Source organism: Paraburkholderia yinzeri (assembly GCF_046581065.1).
GTDB lineage: Bacteria > Pseudomonadota > Gammaproteobacteria > Burkholderiales > Burkholderiaceae > Paraburkholderia.
Genome location: NZ_JBFOCJ010000002.1, coordinates 417,250 through 442,143 on the forward strand (window position 1 = coordinate 417,250; position 24,894 = coordinate 442,143).

Here is a 24,894-nt window from a genome sequence, read left to right on the forward strand (position 1 = left end):
CGCCCCTTTTCCGTGGTCCTTTTCGGAACTCCATCATGACTACGTTGAATCGTTTCTATATCGACGGCAAATGGGTCGAGCCGTCGCCCGGCGCCACCGCGTTCGACGTCGTCGATCCGGCCACCGAGGAACTGACCGGCAAGCTCGCCATGGGCACCGGCGCCGATGCCGATCGAGCCGTCGCCGCGGCGCGCGCCGCGTTCCCGCGTTGGTCAGAATCCGGTCTCGACACGCGCCTCGCGCTGCTCGGGCGCATCGCGGCGATCTACGAGCGCCGCATGCCCGAGATCGCGGAAGCGGTGCGCAAGGAGATCGGCGCCCCCCTCGCCCTGTGCAGCGCGCTGCAGGCGCCGATCGGCCTCGCGCAGGTGCGCGCGGCCATCGCGACGGCACAGCACTTCGAGTTCGAAACCACGCACGGCAAGAGCTATGTGCGGCGCGAGCCGATTGGCGTGGCGGCGCTCATCACGCCGTGGAACTGGCCGCTGAACCAGATCGCGGCCAAGGTCGCGCCGGCGCTGGCAGCCGGATGCACGGTCGTGCTCAAGCCTTCGGAAATCGCGCCGCTCGACGCGATGATCTTCGCCGAAATCATGCACGAGGCCGGCACGCCCGCCGGCGTGTTCAACATGGTGTTCGGCGAAGGCCGCACCGTGGGAACGCGGCTCGCCTCGCATCCGGACGTGGACATGGTCTCCATCACGGGATCGACGCGCGCGGGCGTGGAGGTGGCGATCAGCGCCGCGCCGACCGTGAAGCGCGTGGCGCAGGAACTGGGCGGCAAGTCGGCCCTGCTCGTGCTCGACGACGCGGATCTGAAGGCGGCGGTGGCCGGCGGCGTGGCGCAGTGCATGGCGAACTCCGGCCAGACCTGCGTGGCGCCCACGCGCATGCTCGTGCCGCGCGCGCGCTACGAAGAGGCCGTCGCGATCGCCGCGGCAACCGCGAACGCGCTGACCGTGGGCGACCCCGCCGACCCCGTCACGCGCATGGGGCCGATCTCGAACCGTCTGCAGTACGAAAAAGTGCAGAAGATGATCGCGACCGGCATCGAGGAAGGCGCCCGCGTGGCGGCCGGCGGACCGGGGCGTCCCGCCGGGCTCGAGCGCGGCTTCTACGCGCGGCCCACCATTTTCGCCGACGTGCACAACGGCATGGCGATCGCCCGCGAGGAGATCTTCGGCCCCGTGCTGACGATGATTCCCTACGAGGACGAGGAAGACGCCATCCGGATCGCCAACGACAGCGTCTACGGGCTCGCCGGCTACATCGCGTCGGGCAATCCGGAGCGTGCCCGCAAGGTCGCGGCGCGGCTGCGCGTGGGGTCGGTGCGCATCAACGGCGCGATGCTCGACGTCATGGTGCCGTTCGGCGGCTACAAGACATCGGGCAATGGCCGCGAGTACGGCGCGGAAGGTCTCGCCGAGTTCCTCGAATGCAAGTCGGTTTCGCTGTAAACAGCCGCTGTGACCGGCATATGACCGGCGTAACCGGCAAGCGCGCGCCGCTCAGGGTTCGAGCGGCGCGCGCTCGCGTTTGAGCTGCTGCGTGATGGAAATGCGGTTGGCCGGATAGATCGTGTCGGTCACCATTGCAGGAGTGGGAGATGAAGCAAGCTTCCGGCGCGGAGCAACAAGCGCGGTGATGGGCGGTTTCAGGGTCTCTATGGGACTATGGGAGACCCTGAATGAGGTTCTTAAACCGTGCCGACCAGTTCCGGCACGAGCGTGAACAGATCGCCCACGACGCCATAGTCGGCCACGCTGAAGATCGGGGCTTCCTCGTCCTTGTTGATCGCCACGATCACCTTCGAGTCCTTCATGCCCGCCAGATGCTGGATCGCGCCCGAGATGCCCACTGCGATGTACAACTGCGGTGCGACGATCTTGCCGGTTTGACCCACCTGGAAGTCGTTGGGGACGTAGCCGGCGTCCACCGCGGCACGCGAGGCGCCCAGCGCGGCGTTCAGCTTGTCGGCCAGCGGCTCCAGCACCTTCGTATAGTTCTCCCCGCTGCCCATGCCACGCCCACCCGAGACGATGATCTTCGAGCTCGTCAGTTCAGGACGATCGAGCTTCGTCACTTCGCGGCTCACGAACTGCGACAGGCCGCTGTCTGCCGCCGCTTCGAGCTTCTCGATGCTCGCGCTGCCACCTTCGGATGCGACGGCGTCAAAACCCGTCGTGCGGACCGTGATCACCTTGATCGGGTCGCCCGACTGCACCGTTGCGATCGCATTGCCTGCGTAGATCGGACGTTCGAACGTGTCGGGCGAATCTACTGCCGTGATGTCCGAGATCTGCGCCACGTCCAGCTTCGCGGCAATACGCGGCGCCACGTTCTTGCCCGCGGCCGTAGCCGGCGCAAGGATGTGCGAGTAATTCTTTGCGATGCCCAGAACCGTCGCCTCAACGTTTTCCGCCAAGCCTTGTTCAAGCTGCGGCGCATCGGCCAGCAGCACCTTCGCCACGCCGGCGATCTTCGCCGCGGCGTCCGCCGCGCCCTGCGCGTTGTGGCCCGCCACCAGCACGTGCACATCGCCGCCAATCTTCTGCGCGGCAGCCACAGTGTTCAGCGTCGCGGCCTTGATGGACGCGTTGTCGTGTTCGGCAATAACCAGAATCGTCATGTCTTTACGCTCCTCAACCCTTAGATGACCTTGGCTTCGGTCTTCAGCTTCTCGACCAGCGTCTTCACGTCCGGCACCTTCACGCCGGCCGAACGCTTCGGCGGCTCGGCCACCTTCAGCGTCTTCAGGCGTGGCGTGACGTCCACGCCCAGGTCTTCGGGCTTGATCGTCTCCAGCGGCTTCTTCTTCGCCTTCATGATGTTCGGCAGCGTCACGTAGCGCGGCTCGTTCAGGCGCAGGTCCGTCGTGACCACGGCGGGAAGCTTCAGCGACAGCGTTTCCGCGCCGCCGTCCACTTCACGCGCCACTGTCGCCTTGCCGTCCGCCACCGTAACCTTCGAGGCGAAGGTGGCCTGCGGCAGGTTCGCCAGCGCGGCGAGCATCTGGCCGGTCTGGTTCGAATCGTCGTCGATAGCCTGCTTGCCGAGAATTACGAGCGAAGGCTGCTCCTTGTCCACGAGCGCCTTCAGGATCTTCGCCACGCCCAGCGGCTCGACGCCATCGCTTGCCTCGACAAGAATCGCGCGGTCCGCGCCGATCGCCAGCGCCGTGCGCAGCGTTTCCTGCGCCTGCGCCACGCCCACCGACACCGCCACCACCTCGGTCGCCACGCCCGCTTCCTTCAGACGTACCGCTTCTTCCACCGCGATCTCGTCGAACGGGTTCATCGACATTTTCGCGTTCGCCAGGTCAACGCCCGTTCCGTCCGATTTGACGCCGACTTTCACGTTCGCGTCCACGACGCGTTTTACTGCAACCAGTACCTTCAAGGTCGTCTCCTTTGCTCTTCCATCTTTGGCTCACATGTTCGGATAATTCGGCCCACCGCCGCCTTCGGGCGTGACCCACACGATGTTCTGCGTCGGGTCCTTGATGTCGCAGGTCTTGCAGTGCACGCAGTTCTGCGCGTTGATCTGCAGACGGTCTTCGTTTGCGTCGTCCTTCACGAACTCGTACACCGCGGCCGGGCAGAAGCGCCCCTCCGGACCCGCATAGGTGCGCAGGTTCACACTCACCGGCACCGATGCGTCTTTCAGCGTCAGGTGCGCAGGCTGGTTCTCCTCGTGATTCGTATTGGAAATGAACACCGACGAGAGCCGGTCGAACGTCAGCCTGCCATCGGGCTTCGGATACTCGATCGGCTGGCACTGCGACGCGGGCTTGAGCATCTCGTTGTCGCAATGCCGGTGATGCAGCGTCCACGGCACGTTCCCGCCCAGCAGCCTCTGCTCGATGCCCACCATCAGCGTGCCCAGGTACAGCCCCTTGCTCATCCACTGCTTGAAGTTGCGCGCCTTGTACAGTTCCGTGTACAGCCACGACTGCCTGAATGCTTCCGGGTACGCGATGAGTTCATCGCTCTGGCGGCCCGCCTGCACCGCTTCGAACGCCGCTTCCGCCGCCAGCATCCCGGTCTTGATCGCCGCATGGCTGCCCTTGATGCGCGCGGCGTTCAGGAACCCCGCGTCGTCGCCCACCAGCGCGCCGCCCGGGAACACCAGCTTCGGCAGCGACATCAGGCCACCGGCCGTCATCGCCCGCGCGCCATACGAGACCCGCTTGCCGCCTTCCAGGTACTGGCGGATGGCCGGGTGCGTCTTGTAGCGCTGGAATTCCTCGAACGGCGAGAGATACGGGTTCGTGTAGGCCAGACCCACGACGAAACCCACCATCACCTGGTTGTTGTCGATGTGATAGAGGAACGAGCCGCCATAGGTGTCGTTCTGCAGCGGCCAGCCGGCCGTATGGATCACGAGCCCCGGCTGGTGCTTCGCCGGATCGATCTCCCACAGCTCCTTGATGCCGATGCCGTAGACCTGCGGGTCCGCGTCGCGGTCGAGCTTGAGCTTCTCGTTCAGTTGACGCCCCAGGTGCCCGCGGCAGCCTTCGGCGAACAGCGTGTACTTCGCGTGCAGCTCCATGCCGAGCTGGAAGTTTTCGGTGGGCTCGCCATCCTTGCCGATACCCATGTTGCCGGTGGCGACACCCTTTACCGAGCCATCGTCGTTGAAGAGCACTTCGGCCGCCGGGAAGCCCGGGAAGATCTCCACGCCCAGCGCCTCGGCCTGCTGGCCCAGCCAGCGCGTGACGTTCGCGAGGCTGATGACGTAGTTGCCGTGGTTCCTGAAGTTCTCGGGCAGCGCCCAGTTCGGTACCGCCTTCGCGCCGGTTTCGGACAGGAAAAGAAATTTATCTTCGGTGACGGGCACGTTCAGCGGCGCGCCCTGTTCCTTCCAGTCGGGAATCAGTTCGTTGAGGGCGCGCGGGTCCATGACTGCGCCCGAGAGGATATGCGCCCCGATCTCCGAGCCCTTTTCCAGTACGCACACGCCGGTCTCGACGCCTTTCTCTGCCGCGAGCTGCTTCAGGCGGATCGCCGCCGACAGGCCCGCCGGGCCGCCGCCTACGATCACCACGTCGTATTCCATCGATTCGCGCTGCCCGGCAACGCCGACGTCATGATTCATCGGGTTCGACACGGTTCTTCGTCTCCATCAATCGTTTTCTTCAAGCGGGCGCCGCCAGGGCGCCGAGCGTGCTTCAGTCCAGACGGGAGTGCCGTCCTCGATACGGTAAGTCGGGCCAAGGGACATGACACCACCCATGTCGGGTGGACGTGCGGCATCCGCACAAAAAACGAAGGGACCGGAAATCCGGTCCCTTCGGTCGTGCAACCGCGCACGGAGCGTCAGAAGGTGGACAGCGTCAAGGTATTCTTCACCGAGGTCACGCCCGGTACAGTTTGCGCGACCTGCGTCGCCTGATCGATCATGGCCTGTTCGGGCACCCAGCCCTGGAGAAGCACGGCGCCGCTGTTGACCCGCACCGTGATGCCGGCGGCGCGCAGACCCTTGGCCTTGCCCAACGCGGTGAGGATGCGGCGGCGCAGCGCGCGGTCGGCCGCCTTCGACGCGGCCGGGGTGGCGGCGCTTCCCGTCTGGGGCGCTGCTGTCGCGGCCGGCGCCGAAGAGGCGTCGCCCTGGGCATGGGCGCTCAATGCTGCGGCGGTCAGAAGGCCGGCGACCACCATCAAGCCGGTTTTAGCGATTTTCATACGTGTTTTTCCTTGTTCGATGCGCGTGGGGAACGGGCGCGGCACGAATGCGTCCTGCCGCGCGAAGCGTTATGGGATCAGAAGCGGTGCGTCATACCGAGAACAGCAAGGATCTGCTTCGTATCGGTCGAGGCCACCGCAATACCCGGCCAGCTCATTTCCGCCACGCCGTTGTTCTTCATGTAGCCAGCACGTGCATAGAGTACCGTGCGCGGGGACAGATTGTGGTCGATGCCGAGTTCCACGCCTTCCGTGTTGTCGTCCGCGCCGCGCACATCGCGAGCGATGCCCGCGATCTCGATGGCGTCTACCGATGTTGCCTGGATTGTCGCGCCGGCTTCAATCAGACTGTTGGAATTGGCCGCATCGAAAATGGCCGCCAGCGAGTGGGCCGGCGCGTCGTGCGGCTTGCTGTAGGAATAGTTGAACTGCAGATTGACGATGCCGATACGGTAGCCGAGCGCGGCCGTGTAGTGCTCGGTGTCCACGAGATTCATGGTGAACGTCGAACCCAGAAGCTTGACGTAGGCCGCCGGGGTCGCGATGCCCGCTTCGGTGCCCGCATGCTGGTACTGGTAGGCAAGGGCTGCGTACAGTCCATAACCCGAATACGACATGGCAAGATCGAGCGTGTTGCCGGCGTTCTGGGTCACCCCCGACGCGGCGAGCGTCTGGGAAGCGGCCAGGCCATACATGCCATAGAACTGGAACCCGCCCAGGTTCGGCGATCTGTAGAGGATCGAATTGCTCGTACGGCCCGTCACGCTTTGCGTGGCGAGCGACTTGGTGTCGACGGCAAGCACGCCGGCCGTCAGCGGCGACAGGATTTCGTTACCGCGGAACGGATCGGTCGGGTAGACAACCCAGAAGGTCGGCTGGTACTGCCGGCCAAACGTGAGCGAACCGTACTTGTCGTTGCTCAGGCCAACCCACGACTGACGATAGAACATGTCGTTGTTCACGGCGAAGAAGCTGCCGTTGTTGACGTTGAAGCCGTTTTCCACGTCGAAGATCGCCTTGAGCCCGTTGCCGAGATCCTCCGTACCCTTCAAGCCGAACTGCGAACCCGTGTTGCCGCCGCTGCGCTCCGAGAACGAGTGATTGCCGCCGTTGTCGAGATACTGCCCGAACACGTCGACCACGCCATACAGCGTCACGCTGGACTGCGCCGCAGCGCTTCCCGCGATCAGCGCCGCGGCCGCCCCGCAAACGCCCTGACTGATCAATCGCATGCACGTCTCCTCTTTATGTTTGCCGCGCCGGCAAGGCACGGGTGAATGTGGAACTCGTTGGCATTGCTACACGTATGCGGCGCAGTGTTGCAGGGTTGGCCGACCTGTCACCTACCCGAACGGAGTGGGGACGGGAATACCCGACACCATCGGCGCGTTCGGAACGGCGCGTACCCGCGATGGCCCGAACGGTGCTGCGACTACCCGCCGCGGGTGGGGACGGGCCGCCGCGGCGGCGCCATCATGGCGGCATCGCACCCGGCATGGCGTCAGCTCTGCCGCGGCACATTCAGGAGCGAGAGACGATGTCCGGGAATTCCACTGCAACCCTGGCCCGACAGCGGGTCCATACGCGGCAGATCGTCTGCACCGGCTATGCGCGCGACGACGGCCTCTATGACATCGAGGCCCGCATGACCGACACGAAGGCCCATCATTCGAACCTGCTGTTCAAGGAAGTCCCGGCGGGCGGCGCGATCCACGACATGTGGCTCACGATCACGATCGACGCCGATCTCGTGATCCGCGACGCGCACTCGCGCACGGAAACGGCGCCCACGCCGTACTGCGCCGAGATCAACGATGCCTACAGAAAACTCATCGGCGTGAAGATCGCGAGCGGTTTCATGACGGAAATCAAAGCGCGGGTCGGTGGCACGAAAGGCTGCACGCATTTGACCGAACTGCTCGGCCCGATGGCCACCACGGCGTTCCAGACGATCATGGGACTGAGGAATGGCGCGCCGGTCGGCAACGGCGTGCCGGCCCTGCCCATGCTGAACGGTTGCCACGCCTGGCGCGCGGACGGAGAAGTCGTACAACTGGTGCGCCGGCGCGCTGCCTAGCCCATTGGCTCAACCCACCTATCCAGGGCCGATCCGGCCGCCCCCCACTCCCGTCATGCGGCACGGCAGCACAGCCGGCAGGCTCCACTGGCCACCGGCCGGCGCGCGCTACAATAGCCCGATATCTGTATCGTCATCGGGCGCGCGCGGCATCGGCAGCGCCTCGACTGAAAGGCGCACGCGAGCATGCCGCATAGTCCAGTCCCGCCCAATGCGGACCATCCACACAAGAACCCCGGTGTTGTCCCCGGCAGCGCGTCGCGCATCATGACGCCCCGGAACAAGACGCGCATCGTCGCGCGCGAACGCCTGATCAACCAGTTGCTGGAAGCCCGGCGCAAGCGCTGCATCCTGGTCCAGGGCCCCGCCGGCTGCGGAAAAACGACCCTGCTCGTGGCCTGGCGCGAGGCGCTGCTGCCACTCGGTTTCGATCTGGCGTGGCTCACGCTGTCACCGGAAGACGACGACCTGGCCAGTTTCCTCGACTACCTCGTGGCCAGCCTTGCCCAGATCGATCCCGGCATGTGCCGCGAGGCCGCCATTCTCGGCGGGCGCGGCGTGGACGACGAAGCGGTCGAGCGCACCGTGATCGCGCTCGTGCGCGGCATTGCGAGCCGCGCGAGCGACCTCGTCCTCGTCATCGACGACCTGCAGCACGTCGCCAATCCGCGCAGCCACCGAACGCTGCAGTGGCTGCTCGACTATGCGCCGCCCAACCTGCACGTCGTGCTGGTCTCGCGCGGCACCTTTCCCGTTTCGGTAGGACGCCTGCGCGATCAGGACCTGGTGCTCGAACTCAACATGCGCGACCTGCGCTTCACTGCCGCCGAGTCCGCGCAATACCTGCGCGCGCAATTGGGCGAAGTGAACGAGCGCGACGCGCGCGAAATGTACGCGCTGACCGACGGCTGGGTTGCGGGCCTGCAGCTCTTCGCCATGCATCTGAAACGGCGGCGCGGGGCATCCGGCGCAGCGGACGTGGCCGAATCGCTCACCGAGTCGGTCGCCAACATGCAGTTGCACGACGCGCGCGCATTCGGCGACTACTTCGAGCGCGAGGTTCTCTCGCGGCTCTCGCCCAACGAGGTCGAACTGCTTGTGCGCACGTCGGTCTGCGCGCGGCTCTGCTCGTCGCTGTGCGTGGCACTCGTCGGCGACGCCCTGCCCCCGGCCGACGTGATCACCCTGCTCGCCCGGCTCGAAACCGACAACCTGTTCATCGCGCAGGTCGAACACGTCGGCAACGAAACCTGGTATCGGCTCAACCCGCTCTTTCGCGAAAGCCTGCGCCACCGCTTCCGCGAACGCAGCCAGGCGTTGCAGCGCGAGGTGCATCATGCGGCGTGGTGCTGGTTCCGCGACCACGACCTGCCGGACGAAGCCGTGCGCCACGCGCTGCAGGCTGGCGAAGCGAGCGCCGCGGCGGACCTCGTCCTGAAGGTGGCCCGCGGCCTGCAGGTGGCGGGCGATCTGCGCAAGCTCGTGTCGCTCATGCATCTGCTGCCGCGCGCCGAAGTGGAAGCGCGCGTCGGGCTGCGTATGTGGCACCTGCAGCTGGAGCTGTACGCGCGCGACTTCGAGGCCTGTGCGACCAGCATCGCACGGCTCGACGCCGATATCCCGCCGGAGGACCTCCGTTCGCGCTATCGCCTCAACCTGCTGCGCGCGGCGGTCGACGTGCAGCGCGACGACCCGGACGGCGTGGCGGCACAATTGCCGCAGATTCTCCACGCGCCCGACGACGCCGACAGCTTCTCCATTGGCGCCCGCAACAATCTGCTGTCGTGGTCCTGGATGCACAGCGGCGAATACGAGGCGGCGCGCGCGGTCCAGCTCGATGCCACCCGTCCGCTGATCGAGGGCTCGCCGCTGATGGGCACCTCGGCCGGCGTGCTCAACGGCCGCTGCATGATCGGCTTCAGCCATGCGCTCGAAGGCCAGTTCGCACAGGTGGAACGCATCAGCCGAGAAGTGCTCGCCGAAGCCGACCTGCGCGGCAGCAGCGCGGCGGAGCCGGCCAGCCTGGCGGCCGCGCAACTGGGCGAGGCGCTCTACGAGTTCAACGACATCGCGGGCGCGCGGCGGCTGCTCGAAGACCGCGTCGACGTGCTCGAACGCGTCTCCATTCCCGACTCCATCGTGCGCGTATTCAGCGTGCTTTCGGCGTCGCACTGGGTCGAGGGGCACCGCCTCGACGCCTTCGCCTATCTCGAGCGGCTCGAAGACTACGCGAACCGGCACGGCGTACAGCGGCTCGCCGCCCACAGCCTGGCTGCCCAGGTCGAACGCCACCTGCAATGCGACCAGTTCGACGACGCCGAAGCCGATCTTGCGCGCCTCGACGCGATCGCGGCACGCCTGCGCCCCACCCGGCCCATCGCCTTTCGCGACGTAGAAGCGCTGGTCGGGCGCGCACACGTGAGCTGGTCCATCGCACACGAAGATTTCGAAGCGGCGGCCCTGCACCTTTCCACGCTCGTCGCGCTGTGCGGCGAGCACGGCTGGCAGCACTACGCGGCCCGCTTCCGGATGCTGTCCGCGCTCGTCGATCTCAAGCGCTCGCGCGCGGACGCCGCGCACCAGAGCGCGCTCGCGAGCCTGCGTCTTGGCCACCGGCTCGGGCTCGTGCGCAGCCTGCTCGACGTGGGCTCCGAGGTGGTGCCGTTCGCCGCGCGGGCGGTGAGCGCCGAGCCGGACGACCCCGTGCTGGCGTTCTACGTGGACCGGCTGCGCGCCGCCCAGGAGGCCGCGGCGGCACTGGCGAGCCCCGCCGGTTCCACGGCCCGCCCGCCTGTTGCGACGCCGGGCGGCGCCGAAGCGCTCAGCGAGCGCGAGGCGAAAGTCGTCGGCCTGCTGGCGCAGGCGCTGCCGAACAAGAAGATCGCCCGCACGCTCGGCATCTCGCCGGAAACGGTCAAGTGGCATCTCAAGAACATCTACGGCAAGCTCGGCGTATCGAGCCGCGACGAGGCCGTTGCGCGCGTGCGCGATCTCGGCTTCGACCGCTTCGACCAGTAAGCGTCTTCCCCCCGCCGCGCGGGCCTGCCGAAGGCCACCGGAACGACCCGCCCCGCATTGCCCCGCTACCCGGTTCGGGTGGTACGGCCCGCCGTCCGAGCCGCTATTCTTGGTTTCAAGGGGTTTTCGCCGGATAGACGAGGCGCAGACCCTCCTGGATCAGAAAACGCATGAGGAGACACGGCGTAATGACTACGCTCACGCCCAGTTCCACGCCGGCGGCTGCATTCCGTCCGGTGCGCATTCCCGCAAGACGCACGCTCGTCGAACGCCGTAGCGACGGCAGCCTGATTCTGCGCTCGGCCAACCCGCCGCCCGTCATCGAGCAAACCAGCTTTGCCGACTTCGTGGAGGGCTGGGCCGAGACGCGCGGCGATACCCCCGCCTTCTGCGAACGCGGCAGCGACGGCGCCTGGCGCAAACTGAGCTGGCGCGAGTTGTGGAGGCAGGTGCGCGCCGTCGGCGCGGCACTGCTCGAAATGAGCCTCGGTCAGACCCGGCCGCTCATGCTGCTCTCGGGCAATTCAATCGAGCAGGCCGTCGTGCTGCTCGCGGCCGAATATGTCGGCATCCCCACGGCTCCGGTATCGCCGGCCTATGCGATGCTCAGCAAGGACTTCGCCCGCCTCAAGGGCATCAGCGAGATGGTGCCGCCGGCAGCCGTATTCGTGCAGAACGGCGCGGCGTTCGAGCGGGCGCTCGCCGTCCTCGCGCACACCGGCGCGGCGATCATCGCCGTGGACGCTGTCCAGCCGGGACAAACCGGCTGGGCAGCGCTCGCGGCGACGGACTTCACGGCCGCGCGCGAGGCCCAGGTGAGCGCCGCCCACGCGGCAATCCCGGCCGACGCCACGGCGCGCGTGCTCTTCACGTCCGGCTCGACCGGCGTCCCGAAGGGCGTCAACCTCACCTACGGCAACTTCAAGGCCGTGGCCGCCTACTACGCCGACAACCTCGCTTTCCTGCGCGAGACCGAGCCCGTGTTCCTCGACTGGCTGCCGTGGCACCACGGCCTGGGCGGCGTCCTCAACCTCGGCCGCTCGGTCCAGTTCGGCGCAACCCATTACATCGACGACGGCCGCCCGCTGCCGGCCCTCATCGCGCGCACCGTGCGCAACCTGCGCGAAGTGGCGCCGACCATTTTCACGAGCGTGCCGTCCGCGTGGACCGTGCTCGCCAACGAGCTGGAACGCGACCCGGCGCTCGCCGCCAACCTGTTTTCGAAGGTGCACTTCTTCGGCTATGGCGGCGCGAGCCTGCCCACCGAGGTCTGGGAGCGGATCCAGCGCGTGGCGGAGCAGACCGTCGGCGAGCGCATCGCCTTCCTCACCGGCCTCGCCTGCACGGAAACGAGCGGCATGGGCACGTACTGCGGCGGGGTTTCCGATACGGTCGGCAACATCGGCACGCCCGTGCCCGGATCGGAGGTCAAGCTGCTGCCGCTCGAAGGCTCGGACGGCCGCTACGAAATCCGCATGCGCGGCGCCAACGTGTTCGGCGGCTACCTCAAGAACCCCGAGCTGACCGCCGCCGCGTTCGACGAAGAAGGCTTCTTCCGGCTTGGCGACGCCGTGCGGCTCGCCGATTCCGAAGACCCGTCGAAAGGCATGCTGTTCGCCGGGCGCGTGGTCGAGGACTTCAAGCTCACCAACGGCACCTGGGTCCGCACGGGCGCGGTGCGCCTCGAACTGCTCGACCACTGCGCCCCACTCCTCACCGACGCCGTGATCTGCGGCCACGACCACGACTACGTCGCCGCGCTCGCGTGGCCCAACGTGGCCGCGTGCCAGCGCCTCGCACCGGGCCTGGAAGGCCTCGACGCGGCGGCGCTCGTCGAACACCCGCTCGTGGTCGCGACGCTGGCCGAACGGCTCGCCAGCCAGGGCGTCACGGGCGCGAGCCTCGTTGTCAAGCGCCTCATGCTGATGGCCGAGCCGCCCTCGATGGACGCCAACGAAATCGCCGACAAGGGCTACGTCAATCAGGCGGTCACGCGCGCGCGCCGCGCCCATCTGGTGGCGGCGCTCTATCAGCCCGAACCCGCCGCGCACGTGGCACGTGCGCGCTAACCCGCTGCTCCGAACCCCAACGTTCAAGACCAGGAAACTGACATGCAAATCAACCGTAACGTCTTCCGCGACGATCATGAGATGCTGCGCACGACCGCGCGGCGCTTCCTCGAAAAAGAGTGCGTACCGAAGCAGGCCGAATGGGACAAGGCCGGCAAGGTGGACCGCGAAACCTGGCTCAAGGCGGGCCGCGAGGGCCTCTTGTGCCTCACGCTGCCCACCGAATACGGCGGCGGCGGCGGCGACTTCGGCCATGCAGCCGTGTTCAACGAGGAAATCAATCGCGCCGGGGTCAGCGGCCTCGGCTTTTCGGTGCACTCGGACATCGTCGCGCCGTACATCGCCCGTCTTGGCAATGAAGAACAGAAGCAGCGCTGGCTGCCGAAGATCTGCTCGGGCGAAGCCATTCTCGCCATCGGCATGACCGAGCCGGGCACCGGCAGCGACCTGAAGGCCATTCGCACGACCGCCATTCGCGACGGCGACGAGTACGTCATCAACGGCAGCAAGACCTTCATCAGCAACGGCCTGAACACGGACCTCATCATCATGGTCTGCAAGACCGATCCGGCGGCCGGCTCGAAGGGCGTGAGCCTCATCGTCGTGGAAGCGGACCGCGAGGGCTTTCGCCGCGGCCGCAAGCTGGAGAAGGTCGGCCAGCATGCCCAGGACACCGCCGAACTCTTCTTCGACAACGTGCGCGTGCCGGTCTCGAACCGTCTGGGCGAGGAAGGCAAGGGCTTCGCCTATCTGATGGCCGAACTGCCGCAGGAGCGCCTCTCGATCGCCGTGGGCGCGGCCGCGAAACTCGAAGTCTGCCTCGAACACACGCTGAACTACGTGAAGGACCGCAAGGCGTTCAACCAGACCGTCTGGGACTTCCAGAACACCAAGTTCAAGCTCGCCGACATCAAGGCCCAGGCGCTCGCCGTGCGGCTCATGGTCGATCACTACCTGTCCGAGCACGTACGCCGCCGCCTGACGCTCGAAGAAGCCGCCGTCGTGAAGCTCTTCGCGACCGAAGCGCTCGGCAAGGCGCTCGACGACATGGTTCAACTGCACGGCGGCTACGGCTACATGCTCGAATATCCGGTGGCCCGCGCGTTCGCCGACGCCCGCGTGATGCGCATCTACGGCGGCACGAGCGAAGTGATGCGCGACCTCATCTCGCGCAAGCTCTAAAAAAATCTTTTTCGATAAGGAGTCCTGATATGAAACGCAATGCATTCGTAGCCGGTGTTGGCATGATCCCGTTCAAGAAGCCGGGAACCAGCGAAACGTATGACGTAATGGGTTCCACGGCGGTCCGCCAGGCGCTGGCCGACGCGGGCCTCGAGTATGGCGACGTGCAGCAGGCCTTCGCCGGCTATGTCTACGGCGATTCCACCTGTGGCCAGAAGGCGCTGTACCGGGTGGGCATGACCGGCATTCCGGTCATCAACGTGAACAACAACTGCGCCACCGGCTCCTCCGCCCTCTTTCTCGCGCGCCAGGCCGTGCAGAGCGGCGCCGCGGACTGCGTCCTCGCGCTCGGCTTCGAGTTCATGGGACCGGGTGCGCTGAAGTCGGTGTGGACCGACCGTGCCAGCGCGCTCGAACGCGCGCTCGACATAACCGACGAACTCGTCGGCCGCCCGGAGGGCTTGAGCAACGCGATCCGCCAGTTCGCGGGCGCCGGCATGGCGCACATGAAGAAGTACGGCACGAAGCTCGAAACGTTTGCCAGCATCCGCGCAAAGGCGAGCCGCCATGCGGCGCGCAACCCGCTCGCCGTGTTCCGCAACGTCGTCACGACCGAAGACGTGATGGCCGCGCCCATGCTGTGGGACGGCGTCCTCACGCGCCTGATGGCCTGCCCGCCCACCTGCGGCGCGGCCGCGGCGCTGATCGTCTCGGAGGACTTCGCGAAGAAGCGCGGCCTGCGCACCGACGTGGTCATCGCCGGCCAGGCGCTCACCACCGACACGCCGAGCACCTACGACGCGCGCGACATGATCCGCGTGGTCGGCTTCGACATGGCGAAGTCGGCGGCCGCGATCGCCTATGAGCAGGCCGGCGTCGGACCGAAGGACATCGACGTCATCGAACTGCACGACTGCTTCGCGCAGAACGAGCTGCTGACCTACGAAGCGCTCGGCCTGTGCGGCGAAGGCGAAGCCGAAAAGCTCGTCAACGACGGCGACAACACCTACGGCGGCCAGTGGGTCGTGAATCCGTCGGGCGGCCTGCTCTCGAAGGGCCATCCGCTCGGCGCAACCGGCCTCGCCCAGTGCTACGAGCTGACCCAGCAACTGCGCGGCGCGGCGGAAGAGCGCCAGGTGGCAGGCGCGAAAGTGGCGCTCGCGCACAACGTGGGTCTGGGCGGCGCGTGCGTCGTGACGGTCTACAAGTCGGCCTGAGTCCCGGCGCACCTCAAGAAGTCACCGTCAAGGAGTCACCGGCATGATCGACAAGCAATTCATCGGCAAGACACTGCCCGCGTTTCGCGCGGTGGCCGAAGCGGGCCGCTTGCGCTTCTTCGCCAAGGCGATCGGCGAGACGAATCCCGTCTACTTCGACGAATCCGCCGCGCGCGACGCGGGCCACCCCGGCCTGCCGCTGCCGCCAACGTTCCTGTTCTCGCTCGAATTCGAGCAGCCGGACGCGTCGTGGCGCGACGAGATCGGCATCGAGCTGCCGCGCATCCTGCACGGCGAGCAGCAGTTCACGTATCACCGCCTCGCGTACGCGGGCGACGTGCTGCTGTTCGAGTCGCGCATCGCGGACATCTACGACAAGAAAGGCGGCGCCCTGGAGTTCGTCGTGCGCGAAACGCGCGTGACGAACCAGCGCGGCGAGCACGTGGCCGATCTGCGCAGCGTGATCGTGCAACGCAATGGCTAACGGAGGCACACGCATGGCTAACCTCAACTACGACGCGATCCAGGCAGGCGACACGCTCCCGCCGCTCGAACTGCCGCCGGTCGACCGCAAGATGCTGGCGCTGTTCGCAGGCGCCTCGGGCGATCACAACGCGGTGCACATCGACATCGACTACGCGCGGCGCGCGGGCATGCCCGACGTGTTCGCGCACGGCATGCTCTCGATGGCCTGGCTCGGGCGTCTCTTGACCCAGTGGGTCGATCAGCGCCAGCTACGCCAGTTCGGCGTGCGCTTCGTGGGCATCACGCATCTCGGGCACCACATCGCCTGCACGGGACGCGTGGTCGAGAAGTTCGAAGCCAACGGCGAAAAACGCCTGCGCCTCGAAATCCAGACCGCCAACCAATATGGCGAACCGCGCGTCGTCGGCGACGCCGTGGTCGCATTTTCTTGAAATTTGCATTAACCGGAAACAGGAGACTGCAGCATGGGTAAGCTCGATGGCAAGGTGGCGCTCGTCACCGGTTCGGGTCGCGGCATCGGCCGTGCAATCGTGGAAAAGCTCGCCAGCGAAGGCGCGCGCATTGTCGTGAACGACCTCGACGCCGAGCCGGCGCACGAAGCCGTCGAAGCGTTGAAGAAGATGGGCACCGAAGCCGTCGCCTGCGTGGGCAACGTCACGGCGCCCGACTTCGCCGACCGCTTCATCAACACCGCGATGAGCACGTTCAAGGGCATCGACATCATCGTCAACAACGCGGGCTATACGTGGGACGACGTGATCCAGAAGATGACCGACGAGCAGTGGTACGCGATCCTCGACTGCCACATGACGGCGCCGTTCCGCATCCTGCGCGCCGCCTATCCGCACATCAAGGCGCTGCATGCCGCCGACGTGGCCGAGAACCGCGCCGTGTATCGCAAGATCGTCAACATCTCGTCCACCTCGGCGCTCAACGGCAACGCGGGCCAGATGAACTACTCGTCCGCCAAGGCCGGCGTGATCGGCATGACGCGTGCGCTCGCACGCGAATGGGGCCGCTTCAACGTCAACGTCAACGCCGTGGCGTTCGGCCTGATCCATACGCGCATGACGGCTGCCGACGCGAAGGCGGGCGCGACGGTACGCATCGACGGCCGCGACATTCGTGTGGGCCTGAATCCGGAAATGCTGAAGACGCACGCGCAGCGCAATCCGCTGGGCCGCGGCGGCACGCCTGAGGAAGCGGCAGGCGGCGTGTACCTGTTCTGCTCGCCCGAGTCGAACTACATCACAGGACAGACGATTGCGGTGGCCGGTAATCTGCAATAAGCACGAAATGCTCTGAGGTGTTTTTGCAAGCCCGCAGCGATGCGGGCTTTTTTTATTGCTCGCAATAAAAATAAAGAGGCACCGCCAAATCCGGCGGCGCCTCCGCGCACGGCATAGTCAGTTCAGCTTAGTCCCGGTAAGCCAGTCCCCGGTCGCGCAAACGCGCGATTGCCTCCTCGCCGAAGCCCCAGTCGCGCAATGCGGCAAGACCGTGTTCGCCACGCTCGGGCGCCGGCCCGGCAATGGACGAAGGCGTAGACGAAAATCGCGGCGCCGGCGCCGGCTGTACCACACCGGCCACCTCCACGAAGCTCTTCCGTGCACGATGCTGCGCATGCGCGGGCGCCTCCGAAAACGTCAGCACCGGGGCGACGCAGGCGTCGCTGCCTTCGAAGATCTCGCACCATTCGTCGCGCGTGCGCGTGAGGAACGCGGCGGCAAAGCGTTCGCGCAGAATGGGCCAGCCGTCGCGATCATGTTGCCTCGGCAGTTCCGCGCCGGTGAGACCCAGCTTCGCGATCAACTCCGCGTAGAAGCGCGATTCGACCGCGCCGACCGACATATAGTGGCCATCCTTCGTGCGATAGCTGTCGTACCAGGGCGTGCCGCCATCGAGCAGGTTGCTTTCGCGCTGCTCGCGCCAGTTGCCCGATGCGAGCAGCCCCCAGACCACCGCGCCAAGCTGCGCGGCGCCTTCGATCATCGCCGCGTCCACCACCTGGCCCTTGCCGCCGCGCTGCACATTGAGCAGGGCGGCAACGACCCCGAGAGCAAGCAGCATCCCGCCGCCGCCGTAGTCGCCGACGAGATTGAGCGGCGGCACGGGCGCTTCGCCCGCGCGCCCGATGCCCGACAGCACGCCGGACAAGGCGATGTAGTTCAGGTCGTGACCCGCGCGCGCGGCGAGCGGCCCCGTCTGCCCCCACCCGGTCATGCGTCCGTAGACGAGCCTGGGGTTGCGTGCGAGCGCCACGTCCGGACCGAGCCCCAGCCGCTCCATCGTCCCGGGGCGAAAGCCCTCGATCACGACGTCGGCCTCGCTCATCAGCTCCAGCGCCGCTTCGATCGCGGCGGGCTGCTTGAGGTCGAGCGTAACCGAGCGGCGTCCGCGCCCCGTCACGTTGACGCGTTTGCCCGTGGTCTTCGGCCCGAGATCGTCCGGCGCCTGCGGACGGTCGATGCGCAGCACGTCCGCGCCCATGTCGGACAGCAACATCGCGCCGAATGGCCCGGGCCCGATCGCCTCGAACTCCAGCACGCGAATACCGCTCAGTACACTCATTCCGCTCTCCTCCTGTCTGCTCTGGCTGATTTTGGCCTACGCCGGCGCGTTCTGCCCTGAGGGAGAACGCGCCTGTTCCAGTTGACCAGTAAACCAGAGCCGGGGGGGCGTGTGACCACCCTTTTTGGGTGGAGCGGAGATCGGGCCTGAACGAAAGCGCCCAATACGCCCTGGTGCATCCATTACTGTCCGGCAGAAGCGGTCTCGCTCTGGATGATGTCCGCCAGAATGGGACGCGCGATCCGCACGTAGTCCTCCGCATTGAGGATAACTGATCGATCCAGCCGGCCGGCATTGAACGCGATTTCCGAATTCTCGTGAATCAGCGCGGGATCCACGACGAGCTCGATGTGGTCGCCAAAGACGAACGGCGGCACGGCCCCCATCACGCAATCGGTCAGCGCCCTCGCAAGCTCGGGGGAAGCCAGCGTCGCCTTCTTGCGTCCCATGATCGCGCTGAGCTTTCTGAAGTCGAGCTTCCGGTTGCCGGGAATCACCGCCAGCACCGGCGTCGCCTCCGGATCCTTGAAGACGCAAAGCATGGCTTTCGCCCCTTGTTCGGGCGCGGTGCCGCGTAGCAAGGCAATGGCATCGGACCGCCCTTCCTCCGGGTGCTCCAGAACGCGGAAACGAACACCCGAGTTCACCAGAAGATCGTTGAGTCGTTCAAAAACCGGTCGATTGCTCATCGCATTGCTCTCAGGATTCTTGCCTGGTTACGAATTCATTATGTTGTCGATGATATCGGATAGGCGCCCCAAAAACAGAAAACCCGCAACAGATCGAACTGTTGCGGGCTTCAAACCATCGCGCCCGATCAGAACTGCATGACGATCCCCGTCGTCGCGCCGAACTGGCCGTGCCCGTAATCCGGGTTGCCGTTGTCGACGCTGCCGTTGACCGGGTCATCGTTGATATTCGCGCCGTAAGTCCCCCCGCCCAGTCCGAGATTGGACGTCGCGCTATTGTGCAGCCAGGCCAGCTCCGCATACAGGAACGTACGCTTCGACAGGTTGTAAGTTCCGGCCAACGTGTAGAGCGTCGCGTTGCCGTTACCCCGGTTGGCGTTGCTGTGATAGATCGCTCCGGTCAGCGACGTGAGCGCCGACGCTTGCCAGGTTGCGCCAAGCCATTCCTGATCGACTGCGGTAGGCAGCGATACGCCGGCCGGCTGCGTGGCGGGGGTAGCCGCGCCGAAATAACCCTCATTCGACGCGTCCGGTGCGCTCAAATGCTGATAGCCCGCAATGAATTTCACGGGACCGAGGGTATAGCTGCCGCCCGCGAGGATCGACCGCGAAGCGACATAGACGTTGCTGAACTGGCCGTACTGGTCGCGAATTTCGTCATAGATCGCCATCAGTTGAAGATCGCCGCCGTCGTATAGCGCCTCCAGACCGTCCGAGCGGCCCTGCGCGCCGCCCAGTTGACCCGGCCCGCTGCCAGGATTGCCGGCATTCCACGTCGTGCTGTTGGTAAGGTCGTACTGCCCCTTCAACGTGACGCCGGCGAGCGCCGGTGACGTGTATTCCAGACCGTTGCCCGCGGTCGACCAGTCGCGTCCGCGCACCAGCGTGATGAGCGACCATATCTGGAACACCTGGGGATCGACGTCAAAGCTGTCTTCGTTGATTTCGTAGATGCCCAGATTGCCGAGCTTGAACGTGCCCCAGCGATCGTTGGTCACGCCCACCGTCGCCTGACGGCCGAACAGCGTCCCCATCGACGTTCCGTTCAAGGTATCGAGGCCGGCCTCCAGCGTGAAAATGGCCTTGGTGCCGTTGCCAAGATCCTCGCTCCCCTTCAGGCCGAACTCGGAGGGCGCCCAGTTTCCGGTTTCGAGACCCACCTGGCTGCCTCGCGCAAGACCGGTTTGATACTGGATGCCGTTGTCCATACGGCCGTAGAGCGTAACGCTGCTTTGAGCATGCGCCATCCCCGTCACGGCCAGGAAGATGCTTGCTGCAATTCCGGTTTTCAATTTCTAGTCCTTATTAATTTCATGACGCCGGCTGCGTGTCGAGCAGATCTGCGCCATCGTCGTCGCGTAGTAGCGGCCGCCTTATTTCGCGCCGTAGATATCGAAATCGAAGTACTTCTTGTTGATGCGCGCGTAGGTGCCATTCGCGAGGATTTCCGCAAGCGCCTGGTTGAATGCCTCGCGCAGTGCCACGTCCTCCTTGCGCAGACCGAGACCGTCGCCCTGGCCGAAATATTTCGGATCGTCGATGGTCGGCCCCGCGAACTGGTAATCCTTGCCCTCGGGCTTGTTCAGGAATCCGTCGCTGGCTTCGATCGAGGCCTGGAACGCGGCATCGAGCCGGCCCGAGGTCAGATCCGCGTAGACCTGATCCTGGTTCTGGTAGGCCACGATCTCCACCCCTGCGGGCTGCCACATCGCACGCGCATAGTCCTCCTGGCTCGATCCCTGTTCGACGCCGATCCGCTTACCCTTGAGCGACGCCGCATCCGGAAGCAGCGGAGAGCCCCGGCGCACCACGAGGCGTGCCGGCGCATTGGAGATCTTGTTGGTGAACGCGATTTGCTGCTCGCGTTTCGGCGTAATCGTCATGGATGACGAAATAACGTCGAACTTGCGCGCCAGCAGCCCCGGAATCATGCCGTCGAAGCTCATCTCCACCCACACGCATTTCGCGTGCATCTGGGCACACAACGCATTCGCAATGTCGACACCGAAGCCCGTGAGCTTGCCGTCGGGCGTCTTGAACTCGAGCGGCGGATAGGTCGGGTCGACGGCAAGCCGTATCTCCTTGCCGCTCCAGTCTTCCGCATGTGCCGTACCGATCATTGCCGCACAAGCCAGCGTCAGCGCCATTCTCCAGTTTTTCATCTTCGTCTCTCCTTCCATGGGTTGAATAATGTAATCAGGCCGGGTACCGCATCATTGCAGGATCCGTTCGGCGAGGCAGACCCAGTAGCTCGCACCGATCGCGAGACAGTCGTCGTTGAAATCGTATTCGGGATTGTGAAGCGCGCAGCCCCCCGCCCCACCGCTCCCATCGCCGTTGCCGATCGAGAGGTAGCTTCCGGGGCATCGTTCGAGCATGTACGCGAAGTCTTCGCTCGCCATGAGCGGATGCAGGTCGTCGATCAACGCGTCCGGGCCGCCCCACTCCAGCGCCACCTCGCGCGCGAGTCCGGTTTCCCTCGCATGGTTGACGAGCACCGGGTAGTCGTGCCGGTAATCGATCTCCACGCGCGCGCCGTAGCTCGACGCCTGTCCGAGCACAATCTCGCGAATTCGCCGCTCGAGCAGCACGCGCACCTCCGGCGAGAGCGCGCGCACGCTCAGCGAGAGGTCGGCGTGCGGGGGAATCACGTTCGACGCCGTTCCCGCGTGCATCTCGCCTACCGTGACAATGGCCGGATGCTGGGGGTCGACGTTGCGGGCCACGACACTCTGGAGCGCCATGACGATCGACGCGCACGCGACAACCGGGTCGATCGTCTGCTGCGGCGAAGCCCCATGCCCGCCACGCCCGAACACGCGGATCCTGGCCTCGTCGGCCGACGCCATGAACGCTCCGGCATGGAACCCGAGACGACCGGCGGGCAAGCCCGGCACGTTGTGCATGGCATAGACGGCATCGCAGGGAAAGCGCTCGAACAGCCCCTCTTCGATCATCCTGCGCGCACCGCCCAGTCCTTCCTCCGCGGGCTGAAAGATCAGGTTCAGCGTCCCGCGCCATCCGGTGCGTTCCGCCAGACAGCGGGCGGCCGCGAGCAGCATCGCCGTGTGACCGTCATGCCCGCAGGCGTGCATCACGCCTTCCGTGCGGCTCGCCCAGGGCAGCGCCGTGGCTTCCCGTATGGGCAACGCGTCCATGTCCGCGCGCAGGCCGAGACAGGGTCCGCGCCCTCGCGCAAGGGTGCCGACCACGCCCGTGCCGCCCACGCCGCGCGTCACACGATAGCCGTACCGGGCCAGCAGCGTCGCGACGAGCGCACTCGTGTCATGCTCCTCGAAGCCCAGTTCCGGATGGGCATGAAGCCTGCGGCGAATTTCGATCACTTCGCTTTCTATCGCTGCGATTTCCGGTAACACCCTTTGTCTCTTCACTACGCCTCCCTGGCACGAATTCATGAGCTCGCTTTGCCGGCATCGCGTGACCGATAGACCGGCGACTCATCGTGAGGCGGATCGTATGCAACCAGAATGCGCGGGAACAGCCGCCGTTTTGTTATGATGACAACCGCTTGTTGTCACTCCGCCCATCGCACCGCCAACGATCTGTTCATCCATGAAACTGCATCAACTGGAGGCGCTGGTCGCGAGTGCGGATGCCGGCAGCATTCGCGGCGCGGCGCGCGCGCTCGGGCTATCGCAGGCTGCCGTCACGCGCGCGCTGCGCGAACTGGAGGCGAACGAGCGGCTGCCGCTCCTCGTGCGCGCGCCGGAAGGCATCAGCTTCACCGAACACGGCAAGGTCCTGCTCACCCATGCCCGACTCGTCCTCAATCAGCTCGAACGCGCGCACACCGACCTCGAACGGTCGCGCGGCCGGGTGGAGGGCCGGCTCATGGTCGGTGTGACGCCCTGGGTCACGCTGACCTTCCTGGCCGAGGCCGTCCGGCTGTTTCGCAAGCGGATGCCGGAGATCCGTCTCGAACTGTTCGAGGGGCTGATGGCCGTTGCGCAGCCGCTCTTGCGCGAAGGGACCATGGACTTCGCCATCGGCCAGTTGCAGCCCGCCGCCGGCGCGCAGGAATTCGCCAGCGAACCCGTGCTCACGTACGAATCCTCGGTCATGGTTCGCGCGGGACATCGGTCCGCACGGGCAACCTCGATTCATGATTTGCTCGACAACGACTGGGTACTCAACTTTCCGCCGGACGGACAGGCAGCGCTCGTCGACTATCTCTTCACGCGGCACGGCGCACAGATCGACGAACGCCGCATCGTTCGCGCGCAGTCGCTCGCCATGCTGCAGACCATGGTCGAGCAGGCGGACATGTGCACCTGGAGCCCCGCCATCCTGAGCCAGGTGCCCCCCTTCGGGGGCCGCCTCAAACCGCTCGCGTTGCGCGAGCATTTCGAGCCCCGACAACTGGGCATCGTCACGCGCCGCAACAGCACGCTCAGTAACGCGGCGGTCGCGTTTGTCGAATGCCTGCTCGACGTGATCCGGCGGCACGCGAGGTCCGCGAAAAAAGACGATCTGGCGCTGTTCAAGACGCTAACGCTATTAATCTGAGAAGCGCGCGCCCGGTCGCTTCGGTACTATTTTCCGCTCCCGAACCGAACCTGCGAGTAGCCGTCCGGATGCACCTCTAATCGCCCGATTGGCTTGCGCGCCGATCATTAGACTGGGTACTCGATGCAGGTCCGGAAGGTTTCTGCGAGATTCTGCCCCTCCCTTTAACGCAGGCTGTCATTCCGATCACCGGCGAATCCTTTCGTCGTCGAAGGAGCACCCTGCGTCGATCCCCAACCACAATCGGGAACGGCTTCCGGTTCACCCTTCATTCGATTTATTCAGGATTACTAAATCGTGAGTTTCAAGACCCTCATGATGGGCCTTGTGGCCAGTATCGTCCTCGCTCTGCCAGGCGCGGCCGCCGTGGCAGGCTGCATCAGCGACCCGCCCGACCAGTCCAACGCATCGTTTCCCGCCTCGCTCACCGGTAAGCTCGTCTATCACAGCTACGTCAACTACGGCGACGGCACGAGCTAGATCTTTCTCTATGATTTTTCGGCGCACACGCTGACCCAGTTGAGCAAGCCCTCCTGGGGCATCACCGACCCCATGAACGCCGTGTTCAGCCCCGACGGCAAGTGGCTCGTCTTCATGGGCGTCAGCAACGGCGCCTGGAACGTGTTCATGTATCCGCTCGGCAGCAACAAGGCGCCGTTCAACATGACGAACAGCACGGGCGCCACCCGCAACGAAGATCCGAAATTCAGCGCGGACGGCAAGACTGTCGTGTTCAAGCAGAACGGAAACGTCAAGTTGGCCACACTCTCGTACACGAGCGCGGGCCCGGTCTTCACGTCGGTCGTGAGCCTCTCGAACGCGCCGCCCGGCGGCGAGTATTCCATGCCCTTCCTCGCGCCAGACGCAAGCGCCGTCTATTACGCCACCGGCACGGGGGCGAACATGGGTCTCATGAAGCGCACGATCGCGACCGGCGCCACGACCGTATTCGATCATCCCCCCGGCCTGGAAACTTACTATCCGATCGTGCGCGCGGACGGCATGGTGTTCTACGCGCGCTGGAAGAACGGCAGCGAGCTCGACCAGATCTACGAAAAGACGGCCGACCCGGAATCGACTCCGAACTCGTTGCCGCTCAACGACTGCGTCAGCAACAATTCCGACCCGGCTCCGGTAAGCGGAACGAACTACCTCTTCTTTTCGTCGACGACCGCGGGCGGTTACCAGCTCTACGTGGGGGATGTCACGACAGGACGACGCTGGAGCCTTACGCCGTTCGGCGTGAATGCCGACCATACGAGGGCCAAGCTTGGGGCGAGCTATTACGGTGGATCGGGTGCGCCGACGGCGACGCTTGTTACGCAAGCGGCTCGATAGGGGCTTGCTGGGTGCAAGGCGAGAGCGCCGGTGCGA

Annotated in this window: 20 protein-coding genes and 1 pseudogene; 11 read left to right on the forward strand and 10 right to left on the reverse strand. The window is 65.6% G+C overall.

Annotation, left to right across the window (positions count from 1 at the left end; all coding sequences use genetic code 11):
- Window positions 1–35 precede the first annotated feature (35 nt).
- On the forward strand, window positions 36–1,457 hold the full coding sequence (locus WJ542_RS19055; protein ID WP_411190988.1) for an aldehyde dehydrogenase family protein: 1,422 nt from the start codon (window positions 36–38) through the stop codon (window positions 1,455–1,457).
- Window positions 1,458–1,696: 239 nt separating this feature from the next.
- On the opposite strand, the gene WJ542_RS19060 is transcribed toward WJ542_RS19055, so the two are convergent.
- From WJ542_RS19060 to WJ542_RS19080, 5 genes are all read right to left on the reverse strand, one after another.
- On the reverse strand, window positions 1,697–2,629 hold the full coding sequence (locus tag WJ542_RS19060) for an electron transfer flavoprotein subunit alpha/FixB family protein (RefSeq protein WP_411190989.1): 933 nt from the start codon (window positions 2,627–2,629) through the stop codon (window positions 1,697–1,699).
- Window positions 2,630–2,649: 20 nt separating this feature from the next.
- Window positions 2,650–3,399, reverse strand: coding sequence for an electron transfer flavoprotein subunit beta/FixA family protein (locus WJ542_RS19065; protein WP_411190990.1), 750 nt, complete (start codon window positions 3,397–3,399; stop codon window positions 2,650–2,652).
- A 30-nt stretch (window positions 3,400–3,429) separates the two neighbouring features.
- On the reverse strand, window positions 3,430–5,097 hold the full coding sequence (locus WJ542_RS19070; protein ID WP_411192493.1) for an electron transfer flavoprotein-ubiquinone oxidoreductase: 1,668 nt from the start codon (window positions 5,095–5,097) through the stop codon (window positions 3,430–3,432).
- Window positions 5,098–5,318: 221 nt separating this feature from the next.
- Window positions 5,319–5,684, reverse strand: coding sequence for a BON domain-containing protein (locus tag WJ542_RS19075; protein WP_411190991.1), 366 nt, complete (start codon window positions 5,682–5,684; stop codon window positions 5,319–5,321).
- A 77-nt stretch (window positions 5,685–5,761) separates the two neighbouring features.
- A complete protein-coding gene (locus WJ542_RS19080) occupies window positions 5,762–6,916 on the reverse strand; it encodes a porin (protein ID WP_411190993.1) in 1,155 nt (384 codons plus the stop codon).
- Between the two features lie 305 nt (window positions 6,917–7,221).
- Here WJ542_RS19080 and WJ542_RS19085 point away from each other — a divergent pair, with 305 nt between their 5' ends.
- The 8 genes from WJ542_RS19085 to WJ542_RS19120 all read left to right on the forward strand — a co-directional run bounded on the left by WJ542_RS19085 (window position 7,222) and on the right by WJ542_RS19120 (window position 17,022).
- On the forward strand, window positions 7,222–7,761 hold the full coding sequence (locus WJ542_RS19085; protein WP_411190994.1) for a DUF2889 domain-containing protein: 540 nt from the start codon (window positions 7,222–7,224) through the stop codon (window positions 7,759–7,761).
- A 267-nt stretch (window positions 7,762–8,028) separates the two neighbouring features.
- Complete coding sequence (locus WJ542_RS19090) at window positions 8,029–10,779, forward strand: winged helix-turn-helix domain-containing protein (protein ID WP_462880721.1); 2,751 nt, start codon at window positions 8,029–8,031, stop codon at window positions 10,777–10,779.
- 236 nt (window positions 10,780–11,015) lie between these two features.
- On the forward strand, window positions 11,016–12,848 hold the full coding sequence (locus WJ542_RS19095; protein WP_411190996.1) for a feruloyl-CoA synthase: 1,833 nt from the start codon (window positions 11,016–11,018) through the stop codon (window positions 12,846–12,848).
- A gap of 42 nt (window positions 12,849–12,890) precedes the next feature.
- A complete protein-coding gene (locus WJ542_RS19100) occupies window positions 12,891–14,030 on the forward strand; it encodes an acyl-CoA dehydrogenase family protein (RefSeq protein ID WP_411190997.1) in 1,140 nt (379 codons plus the stop codon).
- Between the two features lie 29 nt (window positions 14,031–14,059).
- Window positions 14,060–15,247 carry a lipid-transfer protein gene (locus WJ542_RS19105; protein ID WP_411190998.1) on the forward strand — a complete coding sequence of 396 codons (1,188 nt, stop codon included), beginning with the start codon at window positions 14,060–14,062 and terminating at the stop codon, window positions 15,245–15,247.
- Window positions 15,248–15,290: 43 nt separating this feature from the next.
- Window positions 15,291–15,731 (forward strand): MaoC family dehydratase N-terminal domain-containing protein, encoded by a 441-nt coding sequence (locus WJ542_RS19110; protein WP_411190999.1) that lies wholly within the window; start codon window positions 15,291–15,293, stop codon window positions 15,729–15,731.
- A 13-nt stretch (window positions 15,732–15,744) separates the two neighbouring features.
- The gene (locus tag WJ542_RS19115; protein WP_411191000.1) at window positions 15,745–16,164 is read left to right on the forward strand and encodes a MaoC family dehydratase; all 420 of its coding nucleotides are present in this window, start codon (window positions 15,745–15,747) and stop codon (window positions 16,162–16,164) included.
- Window positions 16,165–16,197: 33 nt separating this feature from the next.
- Window positions 16,198–17,022, forward strand: a complete 825-nt coding sequence (locus WJ542_RS19120) for an SDR family NAD(P)-dependent oxidoreductase (RefSeq protein ID WP_411191001.1) — start codon at window positions 16,198–16,200, stop codon at window positions 17,020–17,022.
- 127 nt (window positions 17,023–17,149) lie between these two features.
- Here the strand turns inward: WJ542_RS19120 and WJ542_RS19125 are convergent, their stop codons facing one another.
- From WJ542_RS19125 to WJ542_RS19145, 5 genes are all read right to left on the reverse strand, one after another.
- On the reverse strand, window positions 17,150–18,304 hold the full coding sequence (locus tag WJ542_RS19125; RefSeq protein WP_411191002.1) for a CaiB/BaiF CoA transferase family protein: 1,155 nt from the start codon (window positions 18,302–18,304) through the stop codon (window positions 17,150–17,152).
- 182 nt (window positions 18,305–18,486) lie between these two features.
- Window positions 18,487–18,993 (reverse strand): YbaK/prolyl-tRNA synthetase associated domain-containing protein, encoded by a 507-nt coding sequence (locus tag WJ542_RS19130; protein WP_411191003.1) that lies wholly within the window; start codon window positions 18,991–18,993, stop codon window positions 18,487–18,489.
- A gap of 128 nt (window positions 18,994–19,121) precedes the next feature.
- A complete protein-coding gene (locus WJ542_RS19135; protein WP_411191004.1) occupies window positions 19,122–20,285 on the reverse strand; it encodes a porin in 1,164 nt (387 codons plus the stop codon).
- Between the two features lie 81 nt (window positions 20,286–20,366).
- The gene (locus WJ542_RS19140; RefSeq protein WP_411191005.1) at window positions 20,367–21,155 is read right to left on the reverse strand and encodes an ABC transporter substrate-binding protein; all 789 of its coding nucleotides are present in this window, start codon (window positions 21,153–21,155) and stop codon (window positions 20,367–20,369) included.
- 51 nt (window positions 21,156–21,206) lie between these two features.
- Window positions 21,207–22,409 (reverse strand): M20 aminoacylase family protein, encoded by a 1,203-nt coding sequence (locus WJ542_RS19145; protein WP_411191007.1) that lies wholly within the window; start codon window positions 22,407–22,409, stop codon window positions 21,207–21,209.
- Window positions 22,410–22,566: 157 nt separating this feature from the next.
- Between WJ542_RS19145 and WJ542_RS19150 the strand changes: the two genes are divergently transcribed.
- Together WJ542_RS19150 and WJ542_RS19155 are read left to right on the forward strand one after the other, a co-directional pair.
- Complete coding sequence (locus WJ542_RS19150; RefSeq protein ID WP_411191009.1) at window positions 22,567–23,520, forward strand: LysR substrate-binding domain-containing protein; 954 nt, start codon at window positions 22,567–22,569, stop codon at window positions 23,518–23,520.
- Between the two features lie 297 nt (window positions 23,521–23,817).
- A pseudogene (locus WJ542_RS19155) lies at window positions 23,818–24,846 on the forward strand (TolB family protein); the annotation flags it as partial.
- Window positions 24,847–24,894: the final 48 nt, after the last annotated feature.

Coding starts and splice junctions, on each gene's coding strand:
- WJ542_RS19055 (WP_411190988.1), top strand. CDS start 36: ATGACTACGTTGAATCGTTTCTATATCGACGGCAAATGGGTCGAGCCG.
- WJ542_RS19060 (WP_411190989.1), bottom strand. CDS start 2,629: ATGACGATTCTGGTTATTGCCGAACACGACAACGCGTCCATCAAGGCC.
- WJ542_RS19070 (WP_411192493.1), bottom strand. CDS start 5,097: ATGAATCATGACGTCGGCGTTGCCGGGCAGCGCGAATCGATGGAATAC.
- WJ542_RS19075 (WP_411190991.1), bottom strand. CDS start 5,684: ATGAAAATCGCTAAAACCGGCTTGATGGTGGTCGCCGGCCTTCTGACC.
- WJ542_RS19080 (WP_411190993.1), bottom strand. CDS start 6,916: ATGCGATTGATCAGTCAGGGCGTTTGCGGGGCGGCCGCGGCGCTGATC.
- WJ542_RS19085 (WP_411190994.1), top strand. CDS start 7,222: ATGTCCGGGAATTCCACTGCAACCCTGGCCCGACAGCGGGTCCATACG.
- WJ542_RS19090 (WP_462880721.1), top strand. CDS start 8,029: ATGACGCCCCGGAACAAGACGCGCATCGTCGCGCGCGAACGCCTGATC.
- WJ542_RS19100 (WP_411190997.1), top strand. CDS start 12,891: ATGCAAATCAACCGTAACGTCTTCCGCGACGATCATGAGATGCTGCGC.
- WJ542_RS19105 (WP_411190998.1), top strand. CDS start 14,060: ATGAAACGCAATGCATTCGTAGCCGGTGTTGGCATGATCCCGTTCAAG.
- WJ542_RS19110 (WP_411190999.1), top strand. CDS start 15,291: ATGATCGACAAGCAATTCATCGGCAAGACACTGCCCGCGTTTCGCGCG.
- WJ542_RS19115 (WP_411191000.1), top strand. CDS start 15,745: ATGGCTAACCTCAACTACGACGCGATCCAGGCAGGCGACACGCTCCCG.
- WJ542_RS19120 (WP_411191001.1), top strand. CDS start 16,198: ATGGGTAAGCTCGATGGCAAGGTGGCGCTCGTCACCGGTTCGGGTCGC.
- WJ542_RS19125 (WP_411191002.1), bottom strand. CDS start 18,304: ATGAGTGTACTGAGCGGTATTCGCGTGCTGGAGTTCGAGGCGATCGGG.
- WJ542_RS19130 (WP_411191003.1), bottom strand. CDS start 18,993: ATGAGCAATCGACCGGTTTTTGAACGACTCAACGATCTTCTGGTGAAC.
- WJ542_RS19140 (WP_411191005.1), bottom strand. CDS start 21,155: ATGAAAAACTGGAGAATGGCGCTGACGCTGGCTTGTGCGGCAATGATC.
- WJ542_RS19145 (WP_411191007.1), bottom strand. CDS start 22,409: ATGAATTCGTGCCAGGGAGGCGTAGTGAAGAGACAAAGGGTGTTACCG.
- WJ542_RS19150 (WP_411191009.1), top strand. CDS start 22,567: ATGAAACTGCATCAACTGGAGGCGCTGGTCGCGAGTGCGGATGCCGGC.